This window comes from Lacticaseibacillus baoqingensis (assembly GCF_003946165.1).
In the GTDB taxonomy this organism is placed as follows: Bacteria; Bacillota; Bacilli; order Lactobacillales; family Lactobacillaceae; genus Lacticaseibacillus; species Lacticaseibacillus baoqingensis.
Map to the genome: position 1 here is coordinate 25,445 of NZ_RHOI01000002.1, position 15,971 is coordinate 41,415.

A 15,971-nucleotide genomic window follows, 5' to 3' on the forward strand; every position below is an offset into this window, starting at 1 on the left:
CTTAACCTTCTTCCAATTCATTAGCGATCTCTTGTACAACATGCGTATCTTGAGGCCATGGGGTATCCACACCGCGCACCTTTTGGTATGGATCAGCCCCTTTGCCGGCAACGATCACGACATCCCCTGGGCGACTGGCCGTCATCGCTTGGCGAATCGCTTCTTTGCGGTCAAGGATCGTGTGCACGGTGACCTTGTCATGATCGATCCCGTGGTCGATTTCGGCTGCGATTTCGGCTGGATCTTCAAACCCAGGATCATCCGTGGTGAGATAAGCGACACTGGCGTATTCCGTGAGCACTTTGGCAAAGCCTGGGCGTCGCGAAACGCCTTTATCACCAGGGCTGCCGACTACGACCAAGAGTTTGGGATCATTGTATTCTGCCTTCAAAAAATGCATCAAGGCTTTCATGCTGCCATAATTATGGGCATAATCAACATACACCACCCCATGGCCCTTAACGGCAAATTGCTCCATCCGTCCAGGGATCTGCACATTAGCGATGCCGGGATTGGCTTTAGCCGCATCGACCCCAGCCAACCCGCCGCCGATCACCGCCGCCGTGGCATTACTTTCGTTGAAATCCCCGATCAAACTTAAATTATACGGGCCGCCAACATTTAACGCGGCGGCTTTTTCAGTCACCGGCACTAATGTGAAGCGACTGCGCGTCGTATCTAATGTCTGGCTTTCAAACCGGAAGTCAATGGCAATATCTGACCGTTGCGGCTTGAAATCGGCACTGGCAAACAAGTAGATCGAATCAGGATACGTCGTCGTCGTCGCTGCCGCATAAACTTCATCGAAGTGTTCAGTTTCCGCATTGATCACGACTTTACGGGAGTTGACCAACAGTTGCATCTTGTTATGCAAGTAATTGGCAAAATTGGGATGCTCATTCGGCCCGATATGATCTGGTGTGATATTCAAGAAGAAGCCCACATCATAAGTCAATCCGAAGACGCGGTTGCGCAAATAGGCTTGACTGGAGACTTCCATGACTAAATGCGTCATCCCATTATCAACGGCGACGCGCATATCATGAAAAAGGTCTAAGCTTTCCGGCGTCGTCAGATCTGACTTGAAGCGTTGATCCGGGTTAGGCCCGACGATACGATCCAAGGTCGAAAATAATGCTACCCGCTCAGGATGCGCTTGTTCTAAGATCCCACGGGTGAAATAAGCACTGGTCGTCTTCCCTTTGGTGCCAGTAAATGCGATCACGAAGAGATCATCTTGCGGGAAATCGTAAAATGCGGCACTTAAGATCGCCATGGCCTTCGTGACATTGACCACGATCAGCGCATTCATCCCGTTACCTTCAACATAGGGTTTTTCTGCGACGTAAGTCACCGCCCCGTTGTCTTTGGCCATGGATAAATAGATCGGACGAAAATGACTGCCCTTACAGAAAAACAGGCTGGGGCCAGAGACTTTACGGGAATCATAGGCGATACCAGTCATGTCAGTGTCGATCGAATTTTGAACCGCACTGCTTTTAAGCAAATGATGTTCTTTGAGTAGTAAAATACATGCATTTAGTGATAATGCCATGAAGATTCTCCTTACATGAGCGATTGTGATCAGTCGCATAGGTAATCCGATTATACCATAATCCTTGATTACACGGTGATCGCCACAATAGTGACAGTATAGCGGCCGGCCGGGGCAGGTACGGTCACTGACGCCCCGACTGACTGGCCGATTAAAGCCGCCCCTAACGGTGAATCCGCGGCTAGGTTATCTGGCGCTAAGCCGGCTTCTTTGGGTCCGACTAAACGATAAACCGCTTGGTCCGCCTCAGCGGCAAAAGCGACCGTCACCTGCGTGCCAATGGCCACTTGATCGCCGGTTGGCAAAGGCACCACTTGCGCATAGCGGATCAATTTATCCAAGTAGCGCAGGCGGCTTTCCAGGTGGCGCAAGTCACGTTTGGCTGCACTATAATCTGCACTTTCTGAGCGGTCGCCTAAGGCAGCTGCCGCTTTTAACTGGGCGATCTTGGCTGGACGGTCATGTTGCAAAGTCACCACTTGCGCCTTTAATGCCGCCAAGCCGCTTGCTGTGATCTGATGATATTGCATCCTTTTACCTCCTACGGTTAACTGTAGCGCGTTTTAGCCGCAAATTAAAACCCAAGACCAAAGCCTCGGGTTTTTAGATCATGTCCATTGCGCTAACAAGTCCCCAAAATATTCCCCCACACCGCGCATGATCAAGACAAAGACATTCGCTTTTTTCACCGTCTGGGCGGTTTTGATCGTTACCGTTTGGGCGGTTTGACCATTGAGGTAGCCTAAGGGATCATCTTTAGCCGCAACGGTCAAAGTCCCCACCGCATGCGCTTTGGCGATCGGCGCCAAGACGCGTTTGGTTTGGCCTTGATAGGAATATTGCAGTTGGGCTGCAGTGGTCGCTTTAGGCACATAAAGCGCCAGCGTCTTATCAGCGACCAAAGGGACCGTTCCTTGTTGGCCGTACTTCACCGCCAATTGGGTATGTCCAGGTACCGCTTTGCCTGCAGTGGCCACTGTCATCAGCTTCCAATTGGCAAACGTGGTGCGCATCAATTTTGCCGTTTGGACAAACCGCTTATCATCCCCACTGCCATTAGCGTGCATCACCACAGTAATGATCCGCATACCATGTTGCGTTGCCGTTCCGGCAAAACAATCCCCGGCACGATCCGTCGTTCCGGTTTTCAAGCCGTCAACGGTGAAGTCTGACTGCGCCGTGGCCAAGCCAGGTAACATGGTGTTGTAATTCGCCATTTTGGTGGCATCACTATTACCGGAATCAAACAACATTTCTTTGATACTCGTGGTTGCCAATGTATCTGGGTAATCTGCAATCAAGTGCTGTGCAACAATGGCCACATCTTTAGCAGATAATAAATTCTGATCGGTATCCGTGGTTTGCGGATAGCGATCGACCGCTGCCAGTTCATTGTTATCTAACCCGCTGGCATTGATGATGGTGGCATCGCTGATCCCCCACGCTTTGAGCTGTGCGCGCATTTGATCGATAAATTTGGCTTGATTGCCAGCGACCGCATTGCCTAACAGCATCATGGCCGCATTAGCGGAATAAATCAGACTGGCTTGATATAAGGCCTTGATCGTATACTGGCCATCTTGGCGTAAAGGCACATTGGACAACTGCTTGTCTTGACTCAACGCATAGATATTCGCATCTGGCGTTACCGTTGTCGTCCATTGCAATTTGCCTTGAGCGATCGCCTGACGCACCAAATAAATGCCGATCAGCTTAGTCATTGAAGCGATCGGCAGCGCTTGATCGGCATTTTTGGCATAAAGGATCTTCCCGGTCTTCGCTTCGATCGCCAATGCGGCACTGGCGTCGATATCATCAGTCGTCGCCGCATGGGCCATCACGCTAGGCGCGCCGCCTAGCCAAATACTGACACTGGCGATGGCCACGATCAAGCTGCGCCATAAGTTAGCCATGGATCGTCTCCTCCTCTTTCGTCTGCAGCCCTGGATCAGGGCGCTTCAGTGTGGTCCCAAGCTTCAGCGGCAAATGAATCACGAAACTCGTTAATTCAGGGGTCGAGTCGGCATAAATATAGCCGCCATGTAAGCTCACAAATGACTGCGCGATCGCCAACCCCAAACCAGACCCGCCGGTTTCTTGTGAACGCGACCCTTCCACCCGATAAAAGCGGTCAAACAATTGACTCAACGAATGGTTAGGGATCTGTTCACCGTCATTTGAGACTTTGATCACCGCTTCAGAACCGACTTTTTGCGCGTCTAAGTAGATGTGTTGCGCATTTTGCCCATACTTCAAGGCATTGGTGAGCAGATTATTGAACACCCGCCCAAGTTTTTCGGTGTCTGCTTCCATCATCAAAGGATTCGGCTCCCCAGTGACTTGGATCGTGATCCCTTTTTTCTCGGCTTCCAACTCAAAACTGGCGGCCAACTGCTCGAGCATCGCAATCATGTTGAAGCTAACGGTATTCAGCGGGGTCGTCGTTTGCCGCGCCTTCGTATATTCAAACAAGTCCTCCACCAAGACCTTCATTTGTTTGGCCTTGAGATAAGCCGTATGCGTATACTTGACCAGTTCGTCTTCACTGCGGTATTGCTTATCTTCGATCAACCCGAGATACCCAATGATCGAGGTCAATGGCGTCCGGATATCATGCGAGACATTTGTGATCAATTCGTCTTTACTCTTTTCGATCCGCCGCTCTTCTTCCATCGAGTTGACCGTCGATGCAACCAAAGCATTGATACTGGCCACGACTTTTTGCAGATCAGAATTGACTTCAAAGCGAATACGATGATCCAAATGGCCATCGGCGATATAATGTAATTCCGCGATCACATGCCGCATTTGCATCTGTCGGTAGCGCCTGATCAACCGCCAATAAACGACAATCGCATCCACGATCGCCATCCCGCTAACGACCAAATTACGCCAACTCCAGAGATGCACGTTATCTTGGCCAAACGTCATCACCTGCTTGATCCCCCAAATCGAGTTTTCCAAATGCGGGTCAGCTGCAATGATCTGTTTGCCCAACACGACCACCGCCAAATTGAGCATTAACAGCAAGATCACGGTGATCAAGCCTTCGCCCCACAATTCAGATTTTTCTTTGCGGGTCAGATGGACCTTTTCCATGGTTTATCCCTCAACTTTGTACCCAACACCCCACACAGTTTCGATCACTTTTTCACCATCAGTCGCTTCTTCGATCTTGTCACGCAAATGCGAGACATGCACCATCACGGTCTTGGCCGAAACGATCGATTCTTGCTGCCAGACGCGTTCAAAGATCTCATCCGCTGAAAAAACGCGGTTGGGATGGCTTGCAAGTAAGTATAAGATGCCAAACTCTAAGGCGGTCAATTGGATCTGCTTACCAGTCAAAGTCGTCACTTCATGACTATCCTTTTTGATCGTCAAGGGGCCCACTTCTAAGACATCTGGTTCTGGATTGGTGACCTTGTTTTGGCTGCGGCGCAACAAACTTTTGACTCGCGCCATCACCTCTAGCGGGTTGAATGGTTTGGTCACATAATCATCCGCGCCGGTGATCAGCCCTTGGATCTTATCCATATCGCCAGTTTTGGCCGAAACGATAATGATCGGGATCTGTGAGTCTTTGCGTACTTCTTTGACCACTTCGATCCCCGACATATTCGGCATCATGATATCCAAGATCATCAGCGAAATATCTGGTGTCGTTACCAGCTTGGTGATCGCTTCTTTGCCAGAATAAGCCGTAATGGCTTCATAGCCTTCATTTTTAACGTAAATACTGAGTAATTCAACGATTTCTTTATCATCGTCTACAATTAAGATTTTCATCGCGATTCTCCCATTGTACAGTTATGCATCATCGTTCATTGTATCAAAAGCGTCTGGGCTGTGCTGACCAGAAGGCAAAACATGTAAAAAATTAAAGGTCCCCGTCCTTCAAGGTGCAAAAAAGCCGGGCCCTGATCGGCCCGGCCATGCGGTGCTTAAACTGTGACTTTATTCGACAGAGTAGTTCGGTGCTTCTTTAGTGATCTGCACATCATGTGGGTGGCTTTCTTTTAAGCCGGCCCCAGAGATCTGAATGAACTGAGCGTTATCTGATAACGCTTGGATCGTCGCGGCACCAACATAACCCATACCAGAACGCAACCCGCCGTCCATTTGATAGATCACATCGGCCAAGCTGCCTTTATAGGCTACGCGTCCTTCGATTCCTTCTGGTACCAGCTTCTTGGATTCATTGACCCCGCTTTGGAAGTAACGATCACTGGAGCCATGGCCTTGTGCCATCGCGCCGATCGATCCCATCCCGCGGTAAGTCTTAAAGCGCCGGCCTTGATAGATCTCAAAGCTGCCTGGGGCTTCGTCAGTCCCCGCTAACATGGAACCTAACATCACAGCAGAACCGCCGGCGGCCAAGGCCTTAACGATATCACCGGAGAACTTGATCCCCCCATCGGCGATAATCGTCTTGCCACGCTTACGCGCTTCTGTCGCGGCGTCATAAACCGCCGTTAATTGCGGGACGCCAACACCGGCAACGATCCGCGTCGTGCAGATCGAGCCTGGTCCGATCCCCACTTTGACAACGTCGACACCAGCATCATATAAGGCCGCAGCCCCTTCTGCCGTCGCGACATTACCCGCGATCAAGGTGACCTTCGGGAAGTGTTCGCGGATCTCTTTGATCTTGCGCAAAACGCCAGCAGAGTGGCCGTGCGCCGTATCGATCACCAAGGCATCCACGCCAGCGTCTAACAGCGCTTGGGCCCGTTCAAAGGTATCTGAAGTGACCCCAACCGCCGCTGCAACCAACAACCGGCCATGATCATCTTTAGCCGCATTCGGGAATTCAACAACTTTTTCGATGTCTTTGATCGTGATCAAGCCAGATAAGCGGCCTTGTGCATCGACTAATGGCAGCTTTTCGATCTTGTGCTTTTGCAAGATCGCTTCGGCTTCTTCTAGGCTGGTCCCGCTTGGCGCGGTGATCAGATGATCTTTGGTCATGACAGTACCGATCGCCACCGCATGGTCAGACACATAACGCAGATCACGATTTGTAATGATCCCGGTCAACTTCCGCGAGTCTTTAGAGTCAACGATCGGCACACCGGAGATCCGGTATTTATGCATCAAGTCATTAGCTTCTGAAACCGGATCGTTGGCCGTCAGGAAAAACGGATTGATGATCACTCCGTTTTCAGAACGCTTAACGGTCAAGACTTCATCAGCTTGTGCGGCAATACTCATGTTCTTGTGGATGACCCCTAATCCACCTTGGCGGGCCATGGCGATAGCCATGTTGCTTTCGGTGACGGTATCCATCCCAGCAGAGAGAATTGGAATATTGAGCTTCAAATTATCCGCGAGTTGAACGGAAAGATCGACATCTTGTGGCAGGACGTGACTTTCAGCAGGTATCAATAACACATCATCAAATGTAAAACCGCGGCGCGCAAACTTTGTCTCCCAATTACTCAAGTGGACAGCCCTCTTTCGTTTTTTGTTGTTGACCAGAATAGCATTCGCACGGAAAATCGTCAATTACTTCTTGTTGAGCAAAGAAAAAAGCCCGTCATAGCGGGCTTTTTAAATGAGAATCAACTCATTTTATCCAGCTTTCATGCCGAACATTACGCTAATATTCGTGCATAGAGACGCTTAAAATTCATTTCACGTCGAATGAAAATCTAATAAAAATAATATTTGTTCGGGAATTATCCCATGGCCATGATCCCATCGAGCTGATAGCGCCGCTTGAGATACCAATGGCCCCCATAAGCAATGACGGCTAGGCCTAAGTAAACGGGCCATGGCGACGGGTTGGTCAATGGCGACTTCACCAGCGCCAAACTGCTAGAAGCGATAGACGCCAACATGACCAGTGCCACCCCTGCTAGCATCAAGATCCACGTCTTAGGCCGCTCTTTTTTCGGCTTATGGGTCCATTGGTTGTAATAGGTAAAGATGAACCCTGCCGCGATGGCCATGATCAGCAATGACGCGATCCCACTAGCCCCAGTCATTTGTTTCGGCTGGATATACGCCATGATCCCGTAGATCAACGCAAAAATACTGATGAAAAAGAGGCTCAAATCGATCCCGCTCAGCCAAAATGGCACTTTCTTCTTCGGCTTGGGAGCATTGATCAAGCTTTCCGCTTTGACCGTCACCGGCCCGTACAATTGTGTCGCTGGCTTGCCTTGGCGCTGTGCGGCGATCATTTCCGGCAACAATTCAGCTAGGAGCTTTTGCTCTTGTGCTTGGGTATATTGATGTTCAGTTAAGATCCGCCGCAACTTAAACACATATTCGTCGTTTTTCTTGGTCAACTGTTGTAATAATGCATCAACATCGACGGCTGGTGCTGTTTCTTCCGGTGTGTTCTTTTTATCCGCCACTCCGTTATCCCCCTTGAATGATCTATGCTATAGCGACTGGTATCAAACGTTGAACCGGAACTCGATGATATCCCCATCTTGTACCTGATACTCTTTGCCTTCAGAGCGCAAGCGTCCCGCTTCACGCACCGCTGCCACACTGCCGTATTGATCAAGATCGGCAAAGCTCATGGTTTCTGCACGAATGAAGCCGCGTTCAAAATCAGAGTGGATCACGCCGGCAACTTGAGGGGCCTTCATGCCGCGCTTGAACGTCCAGGCGCGCGTTTCTTTGCCGCCAGCCGTAAAGAACGTTGCCAACCCTAAGAGCTGATAAGACGCCTTGATCAACTTATCCAAGCCTGATTCGCTGACGCCTTCTGCTTCCAAAAAGTCCGCCTTATCCGCGTCATCTAACTCCGCGATTTCTTCTTCAGTCCGGGCAGAAACCGCGATCACTTCGGCATCTTCTTTAGCCGCATAATCTTCGATCACCCGCACGTATTGGCAGCTTTCAGGATCGGCCATATCATCTTCGGCAATATTAGCCACATACAACACTGGTTTGGTAGTCAAGAGGAACAAGCCTTTAACGATTTTTTGTTCGTCTTCTGTAAAGTCAAGCGTCCGCACCGGCTGCCCTTCTTCAAGCGCTGGGCGGATCTTTTTTAGCACGGCAAATTCGGCAAGGGCCTCTTTGTCTTTGGTGCGCGCAATTTTTTCGACTTTAGCATAGCGCTTATTGACACTGTCCAAATCTGCCAGGGCCAATTCTAAGTTGATCGTTTCAATATCATCCAGTGGATCAACTACCCCAGTGACACTGGTGATCTCGTCATCGTCAAAAGCCCGGACCACATGCACGATCGCGTCGACTTGGCGAATGTTTTCGAGGAACTTATTCCCCAGCCCTTCGCCTTTGGATGCGCCTTTGACGATCCCGGCAATGTCGGTGAACTCAAAAGTCGTGTGAATGATCTTCTTGGCGGGGATCAATTCATCGATGCGTGCCAAGCGTGCATCTGGCACTTCGACCATCCCGACGTTTGGATCGATCGTCGCAAATGGGTAGTTCGCCATTTCGGCCCCTGCTTTGGTGATCGCGTTAAAAAGTGTCGATTTGCCGACGTTTGGCAATCCGACGATACCTGCTGTTAAAGCCATTAAATTCACTCTTTTCTATTGATCTTGGTGTTTGGTCAGAACTTTTTTCATTTTCCGATCGAAGTCATGTCGCGGCATCATCACGATATGGCCGCATCCGGTACAGCGGATCTTAATATCCATCCCCACCCGAATGATCTCCCAATCGTTGACGCCGCAAGCATGAGGCTTTTTCATCAAAACATGATCGTGTAAAGCGTACATGAATCGGCCTCCTTAGTCCAGATTGACATCTAACAATGCTAAGATCCGGTTCAAGTCATTGGGATCGGTAAAATCGATCTCGATTTTGCCTTTGCCCTTAGTGGACTGCGCGATGTTGACTTTAGTCCCGAAGCGATCGCCTAGTTGGTTTTCACTGGCCTGCAGATAAGGTGACTTTTGCACCGATTTGGCTTTGGGTTTGGTCCCGCCGGCATTGAGCTGATTGATCAAATGTTCAAGCTGCCGCACCGTCAGATTTTCCGCTACGACCCGCTTGGCGACGGCCGGGATCTTCTTTTTATCCTTCAAGCTCAGCAGCGTGCGCGCTTGGCCCATCGACAGTTGTTTTTCGTTGAGCAGCTGCTTGACAGACGCAGGCAGCGTCAGCAGCCGCAAGTAATTAGCGATATACGGCCGGCTCTTGCCTAAGCGTTGTGACACTTCCGCTTGCGTCAAGTCCAGCTTTTTGATCAACGTATCGTATGCTTGCGCCTCGTCTAGCGGCGTCAGATCTTCGCGCTGCAAATTTTCCAGCACGGCGATTTCCATCATTGCCGGGTCATCGAAACTGCGCACGATTGCTGGGATCGTTTCTTTGCCTGCCAGCTTTGAGGCCCGAAAACGCCGCTCACCGGTGATGATCTCATAGCCATTCACCGATTTGCGCACAATGATCGGCTGAAATACCCCCGTATTGCGAATCGACGCGGCCAAATCAGCCAACCCAGCTTCGTCAAAACTTTTCCGCGGCTGGTAAGGATTTGGGCGGATATCCGCCAAAGGCAAGTCTTCAACGTTGCTCAACGTGGTATCGGGACTTTCAAACTCTTGAAAAATCGCATCGATGCCGCGTCCCAGACCTTTGCTATTCTTATTCACCATGGGCAGCTAACACCTCCTGGGCTAATTGCGTATAGACTTCAGTACCCTTAGATTTAGGATCGTAATCCACGATCGGCAACCCATAACTCGGCGCTTCCGCTAAGCGGGTGATTCGCGGAATAATTGTTTCATAAACCTTGTCGCCAAAATATTTGCGCACTTCGTCGATCACTTGCGCGCCTAAATTGGTCCGGCGATCATACATCGTCAACAACACCCCTTCGATGCTCAACGACGGATTGAAGTGTTTTTGGACTAGGCGCACCGTGTTCAAGAGTTGGCTCAGTCCTTCAAGGGCATAATACTCACTTTGGACCGGGATCAAGATCGAATGTGCCGCGGTAAACGCATTGATCGACAACTGGCCAAGTGACGGGGGACAGTCGATCAAGATATAATCATAGTCTTTCTCGACAGCGGCTAAGCCAAGTTTCAAGCGCATTTCCCGCGCCATTTGACTCGTCAATTCGATTTCTGCACCGGCTAATTGGATCGTTGCCGGCACGATCCAGAGATTTTCGTGTTGGGTTTTCAACAACGCCTCAGCAATCGGATCTTCATTGACCAAAACGTCATAGATATCTTTGGTGACCGCCGGCTTTTGGATCCCCACGCCACTCGTCGCATTTCCTTGCGCATCAGCATCAATGATCAATACCCGCTTCCCGGCATTAGCCAGACACGCGCCTAAATTGATCGTCGTCGTGGTTTTGCCTACGCCGCCTTTTTGGTTTGCAACCGCAATGATGTGTGCCATAGTGCCTCCTATTTTTTCGGTAACTCGATCACGATACGATAAGCATCTGCCGCGTCTTCTTCCGTCATCTTCACCTGCATGCCGGCATCTTTGATCAAATGCACCGACTTCTTCAAGGTATTGATCGCCATGCGCGTGTCATGGCTATGCGGCGTCCGTCTTTTTTTAGCCGGTTTACTCGGCGACGCTTGGGCCTTAGGCGGCTCAGCAGCGGCTTGGGCCAGCTCGGGATGCAAGATCGCTTCGGCGGCTTGTTGCGTCTCTTTGACGGTTAGCCCTGAAGCAAGGATCTCATGGAGCAATAACTGCTGGTGATAATCGTCCACGCGCAATAGTTCGCGGCCGTGGCGCTCACTGATCTCGCCATTCATGATCGCTTGTTGCACCGGTTCTGACAACTTCAACAACCGCAATTTATTCGCGACAAAAGACTGGCTTTTCCCCAATTGCGCTGCCAGCTGTGCTTGCGTCAAATGATTCAGCTCCATCAACGCGGTATACGCTTGCGCCTCTTCAATCGCGGATAAGCCTTCTCGTTGTAAATTCTCGATCAACGCCATGGCGGCAGATTCTTCGTCGCTCATCTTTTGCACGATCGCCGGCGCCTTTGCCATTTGCAGATACTGCATGGCCCGAAAACGCCGTTCACCAGCTACGATCTCATATTGTTGCGGGGCATACTCGCGCAAAATGATCGGTTGCAACAACCCGTGTGCTTTGATCGTTTCGGCAAGTTCTGTGATCGCCGCTTCGGTGAAGACCTTCCGCGGCTGGAACCGATTAGGTACGATGGCAGTCAGCGGGATCTCTTGCACGCTAAGGCCTGGTGTAAGCTCCTTTTTACGGCCAAAAAATGGTAACGCCATTTTACTTCCCCCCTAACGGCAACTTGCTTGGTGTTCCTGGTTTGCGTGGGTATGCCTTAGGTGTCGCCTGACGCTTGGTGATCACGATCAAGCTGCGAGAGTCGCCGGATTCAGGCAGGGTCAGCGTCTTAGCAGCCGTTATTTCACCGCCTAACGTGCGGATCGCCGTTTGGGCCAATTCCAGCTCGGCATCTGCATGTGCCGCTTTCATCGCCACGAAGACGCCGCCGATTTTGACTAACGGCAAGCACAACTCGGCTAAGACGTTCAATGGCGCCACTGCCCGCGCCGTGACGACGTCATAGGCTTGACGATGCGGCGATTTCTTCCCGCCAAAGGTTTCCGCACGATCATGATAAAGTTGGACCCCTTGCAGGCCTAGTTTCGCGGTCAACCGTTGTAAAAAGCCGATCCGCTTATTTAATGAGTCAACGATGCTGACGGTCAACTGCGGTAAGGCGATCTTCACCGGCAGCGACGGGAACCCTGCGCCTGCACCAACATCACAAAGACTCAAGGCTTGTGTCTTCAGTTGCGGTACCGCAGTCACCAGCGTCAGAGAATCATAAAAATGTTTGAGGTACACCCCGGGTTCATCGGTAATCCCAGTGAGGTTCATCTTCTGATTTTCTGCGACTAAATAGTCATAATATTGTGCATATTGGTGCAGTTGTTCCGCGTGCTGCGGCAAGCCCAACTCAGCCAAAGCCGGCCCAAAAGTTTCGCGATCCATATCGACACCATTCCTTTATTTTCCCGGATCACGCGCCTATTTTCGTGGAACAAGGCGCGTTTCACGTCATGCTCTAGTTTAACGTAATTTAATCTCTCCCACAACCCACCAGGCGCGCCCGTTTCACATGAAACACTCACCCGCTGAAGCGTTTGTTTTCACGCCAAAATGTGCTATTATGCGGATACGAAAGGACAGGTGACCACTGTGGCAAATACCATTACCATCGCATATCTCTATGAGGACCTGATGAACACTTATGGCGACTCTGGCGATGTCAAGATTTTGCGTTATTGGCTCAACCAAGCGGGCTATCAGGTGCAAGTCGACAATATCAGTTTAGAGGCCCCTTTCAATGCCTCAGATTACGACTTCATTTTCTTCGGTGGCGGCCAAGATTACGAACAGACGGTCGTCGCACGCGATCTCAAGCGCCACAAAGCCACCTTGCGCGATTACATTGAAGCAGGTCGGCCAATGCTGGCGATTTGCGGTGGTTACCAGCTCCTTGGTGCCTACTACGAAACCAGCGCAGGCGACACGATCCCTGGTCTGGGGATCTTACCTTTGCACACCGTATTCAAAGCCGACAGCCGCATGATCGGCGATACCGAATTCGAAACCAGTTTTGGTACCGTGCGGGCATTTGAAAATCATAGCGGCCGCACCTACTTCGACGATCCTCAAAAGTTGCAACCGTTAGGCAAGATGATCCAAGGTTACGGAAACAACCCGGAAGACGGCGTCGAAGGCATGCGCTATAAAAACACCTTCGGCAGTTATGCGCATGGCCCCATTTTGCGCAACACCAACATCGCCAAAGTCATCACCCAATTGATCATTGCCAACCACAAACAGCGCACGCAAACCGCTGTTTAAAGCCAACAAAATACGGCTCTGGCGTTCAACCTTGAAAGGTTGGGCCAGAGCCGTATTTTTATTTGCTTGGCTTATTCAGGATCTGCTTCGATCAAATCACCCGCCACCGCACCAACGTCGAGGCGATAGATGCGGTGCACATTGATCACAACGGCTGCGATCGCTGCTGGCAGCTTACGCGCTTGCGCAAATGCCTGCGCATCACGGTAGATGTCATCATCCGTGTGAAATTCTGCGGTGCCTTCAAAGCGAAAGCCTTTCAATGCCGGCCGGTCAACGACAGCGACTGCCGCTTTATGGTTGTCATTAAGGTTATGCCAGGCTTGTTTGCCAGTTTCTTCGTTATAGATCAAGCGGTGATCGTCCAAGACGCGCATCGTTCCTTTAGGCCCGACTTGCGGGTTGCCATGTTCATCTGCAGTGGCCAAAAAGTTCAGTTGCTCGGCGATCATTGTTTGCATTGCCGGAGTCAAAGTTGCCATATTCACATCACGCTCCTAAAAATAACTTCTGTTTCACTTAACGCTTCCTAGCTGCGCCTACGCTTTAGAGATGCGCTAAGATGGTGTAGCGGCCTTTATTTGGTTCATCGTCAGCCGGTTGGCCGGCAGCTTCGTAAAACACCGCAAAGCCGCCATCAGCATCCTTAGCCACCACTAAGCCTTCGTCTGCTACATGTTCTGCTTTATAGATCTCTGCACTCCGCCGGGCGGCTTGAAAGTCAAAGTCATTGGCGATCGCATCGCCTGGATTGAAAAATACGGTCTCGTCCATGGTAAGCCTCCTTTGACAGTTGCCTGTCACTTGATCCGGCCAAAACTAATCTTGTTGGACCGCTTTGACCTTCGCCACAATTGCCTTGGTGAACGCGGCAAAAGCAGGCATATCCGCTTGAGTAGCGCCTTGTTCGATCTTGATACTATCGGCTCCTTTGATCGCACCAGCGGAGGTTAATACCGCTTCAAAATGGTCTGGCGCCGTATTATAGCGATCTTGCCCATAAAACTTATCGCCAGTGCCGGCGATCCCAAAGACCAACGGTTTCTGGCTAAAATCCAGTTGCTGCAGATCCGCGTAAAAATCCTGCGTTTCTTCTGGGATCACCCCGCCAGACCAAGTATAAGTGGACAAAATCACCGCATCATAACCAGCAAGCTTGGCAGCATCTGTTTGCTGCATCTCGCCAATGCTGACGCTTGCGCCGGCATGTTCAAAAAATTGCGTCAAGATCCGCGCCATCCCCTTGGCATTCCCTGTGATCGATGCGTATAAAATCAATACCTTCATTGCGCTCACCTCTAGCTTCAGTATACCATGTTCGACGCTAGGGCTGAATGCGCATCCATCAGCAGCTTAATCTTGGTAATTAAAATGCGTCAGCGGTGCTTGCTTGACGTCAGCGATCGTCTTGGTGCCGGCCAGCTGCATCACGATCTCAAATTCATGATCGATTTGTTCAAACACGCTTTGGACGCCTTGTGCCCCGCCTAAAGCCAAACCATACAAGACTGGCCGGGCGAAGGCGACGAGATCTGCCCCAGCCGCTAATGCCTTGAAAACATGACTGCCGCGCCGGACGCCGGAATCAAAGATGATCGGAACTTGATGATTGACCGCCTTGGCGATGCTTGGCAACACATCAAATGCTGCCGGGCCGCCATTCAATTCCCGGCCGCCGTGGTTAGACACATAGATCCCACTAGCACCGGCACCAATCGCGCGCAGCGCATCTTCAGGGGATTCGATTCCTTTAACGATCACCGGCAGTTTGGTATATTCTGCGATCCGGCGGACATCGTCTTCACCGATCTTTTGGGCAGCAGAAGCGTAGATCTCACCGATCCCTTTGCCTTTACCATCACCAGCCGAGAACTTCTCCAGGTTAGCCATTGGGATCGGGAATTGGAAATTATTGATGATATCTTGTTCACGATACCCATCAACCGTTGCATCAACGGTTAAAATGATCCCTTTGACGCCGGCTTTGACGGCTTCATCCAACAAGCTGTAGTTGAAGTCCCAATCTTTGGACATATACAGTTGGAAAAACTGTGGGGCCCCTGGTGCAGCCGCTGCGGTATCAGCGATGGAAGTTGAGCTATAAGTGCTTTGGCTCATCAACCCGCCAACTGCCGCAACGCCTTTGGCAGTCGCCTTTTCGCCTTGGCTATGCGCCAACCCCTGGGCAGCAGCAGGTGCCATCATGACAGGCGTCTTCAAATCGATGCCAAAGATCTGCGTCGACAGATCTGGAGATTCGATGTTCGACAATGCCTTAGGAACGATTTGAGCATGTTGAAAAGCCAGCGTATTTTGCCGCAAAGTCCAATCATCTTCTGCACCGCCGACGATATAGCCGAAGCCGCCAGTCGGAATGATCTTTTTTGCCTCTGCTTCAAGTGCTGGCAAATTCAAAATCGTCAATTTCTTTTCGTTGTCGCTTTGCTGATAACCGTTTACTTCTGTCATGATTAACATCCTCCTATGAGTTGATTACAAGGATCACTATATCACTTACTTTTAGTTAGTCAAACCTTTATGCTTACTTTTGCCAAGTTTTTTTCAAATTTAACCGCAACTGCGAGGC

General features: G+C 50.5%; 18 protein-coding genes. 1 reads left to right on the plus strand and 17 read right to left on the minus strand.

Annotated features, from left to right (window positions below; genetic code table 11):
* Nucleotide 1: 1 nt before the first annotated feature.
* From EKM91_RS00895 to rsmG, 13 genes are all read right to left on the minus strand, one after another.
* Nucleotides 2–1,555 (minus strand): UDP-N-acetylmuramoyl-L-alanyl-D-glutamate--2,6-diaminopimelate ligase, encoded by a 1,554-nt coding sequence (locus tag EKM91_RS00895; RefSeq protein WP_125748292.1) that lies wholly within the window; start codon nucleotides 1,553–1,555, stop codon nucleotides 2–4.
* Nucleotides 1,556–1,623: 68 nt separating this feature from the next.
* Complete coding sequence (locus EKM91_RS00900) at nucleotides 1,624–2,085, minus strand: GreA/GreB family elongation factor (protein ID WP_125748295.1); 462 nt, start codon at nucleotides 2,083–2,085, stop codon at nucleotides 1,624–1,626.
* Nucleotides 2,086–2,163: 78 nt separating this feature from the next.
* A complete protein-coding gene (locus EKM91_RS00905) occupies nucleotides 2,164–3,468 on the minus strand; it encodes a serine hydrolase (protein ID WP_125748298.1) in 1,305 nt (434 codons plus the stop codon).
* Nucleotides 3,461–4,654, minus strand: coding sequence for a sensor histidine kinase (locus EKM91_RS00910; RefSeq protein WP_125748301.1), 1,194 nt, complete (start codon nucleotides 4,652–4,654; stop codon nucleotides 3,461–3,463). The genes EKM91_RS00905 and EKM91_RS00910 overlap by 8 nt, the downstream gene beginning before the upstream one ends.
* 3 nt (nucleotides 4,655–4,657) lie before the next feature.
* A complete protein-coding gene (gene croR, locus EKM91_RS00915; RefSeq protein ID WP_125748304.1) occupies nucleotides 4,658–5,344 on the minus strand; it encodes a response regulator transcription factor CroR in 687 nt (228 codons plus the stop codon).
* 168 nt (nucleotides 5,345–5,512) lie between these two features.
* Nucleotides 5,513–7,000: an IMP dehydrogenase gene (gene guaB, locus EKM91_RS00920; RefSeq protein ID WP_125748306.1), complete on the minus strand. Its 1,488-nt coding sequence runs from the start codon at nucleotides 6,998–7,000 to the stop codon at nucleotides 5,513–5,515.
* 236 nt (nucleotides 7,001–7,236) lie between these two features.
* On the minus strand, nucleotides 7,237–7,920 hold the full coding sequence (locus EKM91_RS00925; protein WP_125748309.1) for a DUF1129 domain-containing protein: 684 nt from the start codon (nucleotides 7,918–7,920) through the stop codon (nucleotides 7,237–7,239).
* A gap of 42 nt (nucleotides 7,921–7,962) precedes the next feature.
* Nucleotides 7,963–9,063, minus strand: coding sequence for a redox-regulated ATPase YchF (ychF, locus tag EKM91_RS00930; RefSeq protein ID WP_125748312.1), 1,101 nt, complete (start codon nucleotides 9,061–9,063; stop codon nucleotides 7,963–7,965).
* 15 nt (nucleotides 9,064–9,078) lie between these two features.
* Nucleotides 9,079–9,267, minus strand: coding sequence for a DUF951 domain-containing protein (locus tag EKM91_RS00935; protein ID WP_125748315.1), 189 nt, complete (start codon nucleotides 9,265–9,267; stop codon nucleotides 9,079–9,081).
* Nucleotides 9,268–9,279: 12 nt separating this feature from the next.
* Nucleotides 9,280–10,149, minus strand: coding sequence for a ParB/RepB/Spo0J family partition protein (locus EKM91_RS00940; RefSeq protein WP_125748318.1), 870 nt, complete (start codon nucleotides 10,147–10,149; stop codon nucleotides 9,280–9,282).
* Nucleotides 10,139–10,906: a ParA family protein gene (locus tag EKM91_RS00945; protein ID WP_125748321.1), complete on the minus strand. Its 768-nt coding sequence runs from the start codon at nucleotides 10,904–10,906 to the stop codon at nucleotides 10,139–10,141. Before EKM91_RS00945 ends, EKM91_RS00940 begins: the two co-directional genes overlap by 11 nt.
* An 8-nt stretch (nucleotides 10,907–10,914) precedes the next feature.
* The gene (gene noc, locus EKM91_RS00950) at nucleotides 10,915–11,772 is read right to left on the minus strand and encodes a nucleoid occlusion protein (protein WP_125748324.1); all 858 of its coding nucleotides are present in this window, start codon (nucleotides 11,770–11,772) and stop codon (nucleotides 10,915–10,917) included.
* A gap of 1 nt (nucleotide 11,773) precedes the next feature.
* On the minus strand, nucleotides 11,774–12,505 hold the full coding sequence (rsmG, locus tag EKM91_RS00955; protein WP_125748327.1) for a 16S rRNA (guanine(527)-N(7))-methyltransferase RsmG: 732 nt from the start codon (nucleotides 12,503–12,505) through the stop codon (nucleotides 11,774–11,776).
* A 207-nt stretch (nucleotides 12,506–12,712) separates the two neighbouring features.
* On the opposite strand from rsmG, the gene EKM91_RS00960 reads away from it, so the two are divergent.
* Nucleotides 12,713–13,384: a type 1 glutamine amidotransferase gene (locus tag EKM91_RS00960; protein ID WP_125748329.1), complete on the plus strand. Its 672-nt coding sequence runs from the start codon at nucleotides 12,713–12,715 to the stop codon at nucleotides 13,382–13,384.
* A gap of 71 nt (nucleotides 13,385–13,455) precedes the next feature.
* Here the strand turns inward: EKM91_RS00960 and EKM91_RS00965 are convergent, their stop codons facing one another.
* From EKM91_RS00965 to EKM91_RS00980, 4 genes are all read right to left on the minus strand, one after another.
* On the minus strand, nucleotides 13,456–13,866 hold the full coding sequence (locus tag EKM91_RS00965) for a pyridoxamine 5'-phosphate oxidase family protein (protein WP_125748332.1): 411 nt from the start codon (nucleotides 13,864–13,866) through the stop codon (nucleotides 13,456–13,458).
* 64 nt (nucleotides 13,867–13,930) lie between these two features.
* Nucleotides 13,931–14,158, minus strand: coding sequence for a hypothetical protein (locus EKM91_RS00970; RefSeq protein ID WP_125748335.1), 228 nt, complete (start codon nucleotides 14,156–14,158; stop codon nucleotides 13,931–13,933).
* 45 nt (nucleotides 14,159–14,203) lie between these two features.
* Nucleotides 14,204–14,671 (minus strand): flavodoxin domain-containing protein, encoded by a 468-nt coding sequence (locus EKM91_RS00975; RefSeq protein ID WP_125748337.1) that lies wholly within the window; start codon nucleotides 14,669–14,671, stop codon nucleotides 14,204–14,206.
* Between the two features lie 66 nt (nucleotides 14,672–14,737).
* Nucleotides 14,738–15,853: a lactate oxidase gene (locus tag EKM91_RS00980; protein ID WP_125748340.1), complete on the minus strand. Its 1,116-nt coding sequence runs from the start codon at nucleotides 15,851–15,853 to the stop codon at nucleotides 14,738–14,740.
* Nucleotides 15,854–15,971: the final 118 nt, after the last annotated feature.

Excerpts from the sequence above, each read along its gene's own strand:
- EKM91_RS00895 (WP_125748292.1), bottom strand. The coding sequence starts at position 1,555 with ATGGCATTATCACTAAATGCATGTATTTTACTACTCAAAGAACATCAT.
- EKM91_RS00900 (WP_125748295.1), bottom strand. The coding sequence starts at position 2,085 with ATGCAATATCATCAGATCACAGCAAGCGGCTTGGCGGCATTAAAGGCG.
- EKM91_RS00905 (WP_125748298.1), bottom strand. The coding sequence starts at position 3,468 with ATGGCTAACTTATGGCGCAGCTTGATCGTGGCCATCGCCAGTGTCAGT.
- EKM91_RS00910 (WP_125748301.1), bottom strand. The coding sequence starts at position 4,654 with ATGGAAAAGGTCCATCTGACCCGCAAAGAAAAATCTGAATTGTGGGGC.
- croR (WP_125748304.1), bottom strand. The coding sequence starts at position 5,344 with ATGAAAATCTTAATTGTAGACGATGATAAAGAAATCGTTGAATTACTC.
- ychF (WP_125748312.1), bottom strand. The coding sequence starts at position 9,063 with ATGGCTTTAACAGCAGGTATCGTCGGATTGCCAAACGTCGGCAAATCG.
- EKM91_RS00935 (WP_125748315.1), bottom strand. The coding sequence starts at position 9,267 with ATGTACGCTTTACACGATCATGTTTTGATGAAAAAGCCTCATGCTTGC.
- EKM91_RS00940 (WP_125748318.1), bottom strand. The coding sequence starts at position 10,149 with ATGGTGAATAAGAATAGCAAAGGTCTGGGACGCGGCATCGATGCGATT.
- EKM91_RS00945 (WP_125748321.1), bottom strand. The coding sequence starts at position 10,906 with ATGGCACACATCATTGCGGTTGCAAACCAAAAAGGCGGCGTAGGCAAA.
- noc (WP_125748324.1), bottom strand. The coding sequence starts at position 11,772 with ATGGCGTTACCATTTTTTGGCCGTAAAAAGGAGCTTACACCAGGCCTT.
- rsmG (WP_125748327.1), bottom strand. The coding sequence starts at position 12,505 with ATGGATCGCGAAACTTTTGGGCCGGCTTTGGCTGAGTTGGGCTTGCCG.
- EKM91_RS00965 (WP_125748332.1), bottom strand. The coding sequence starts at position 13,866 with ATGGCAACTTTGACTCCGGCAATGCAAACAATGATCGCCGAGCAACTG.
- EKM91_RS00970 (WP_125748335.1), bottom strand. The coding sequence starts at position 14,158 with ATGGACGAGACCGTATTTTTCAATCCAGGCGATGCGATCGCCAATGAC.
- EKM91_RS00975 (WP_125748337.1), bottom strand. The coding sequence starts at position 14,671 with ATGAAGGTATTGATTTTATACGCATCGATCACAGGGAATGCCAAGGGG.
- EKM91_RS00980 (WP_125748340.1), bottom strand. The coding sequence starts at position 15,853 with ATGACAGAAGTAAACGGTTATCAGCAAAGCGACAACGAAAAGAAATTG.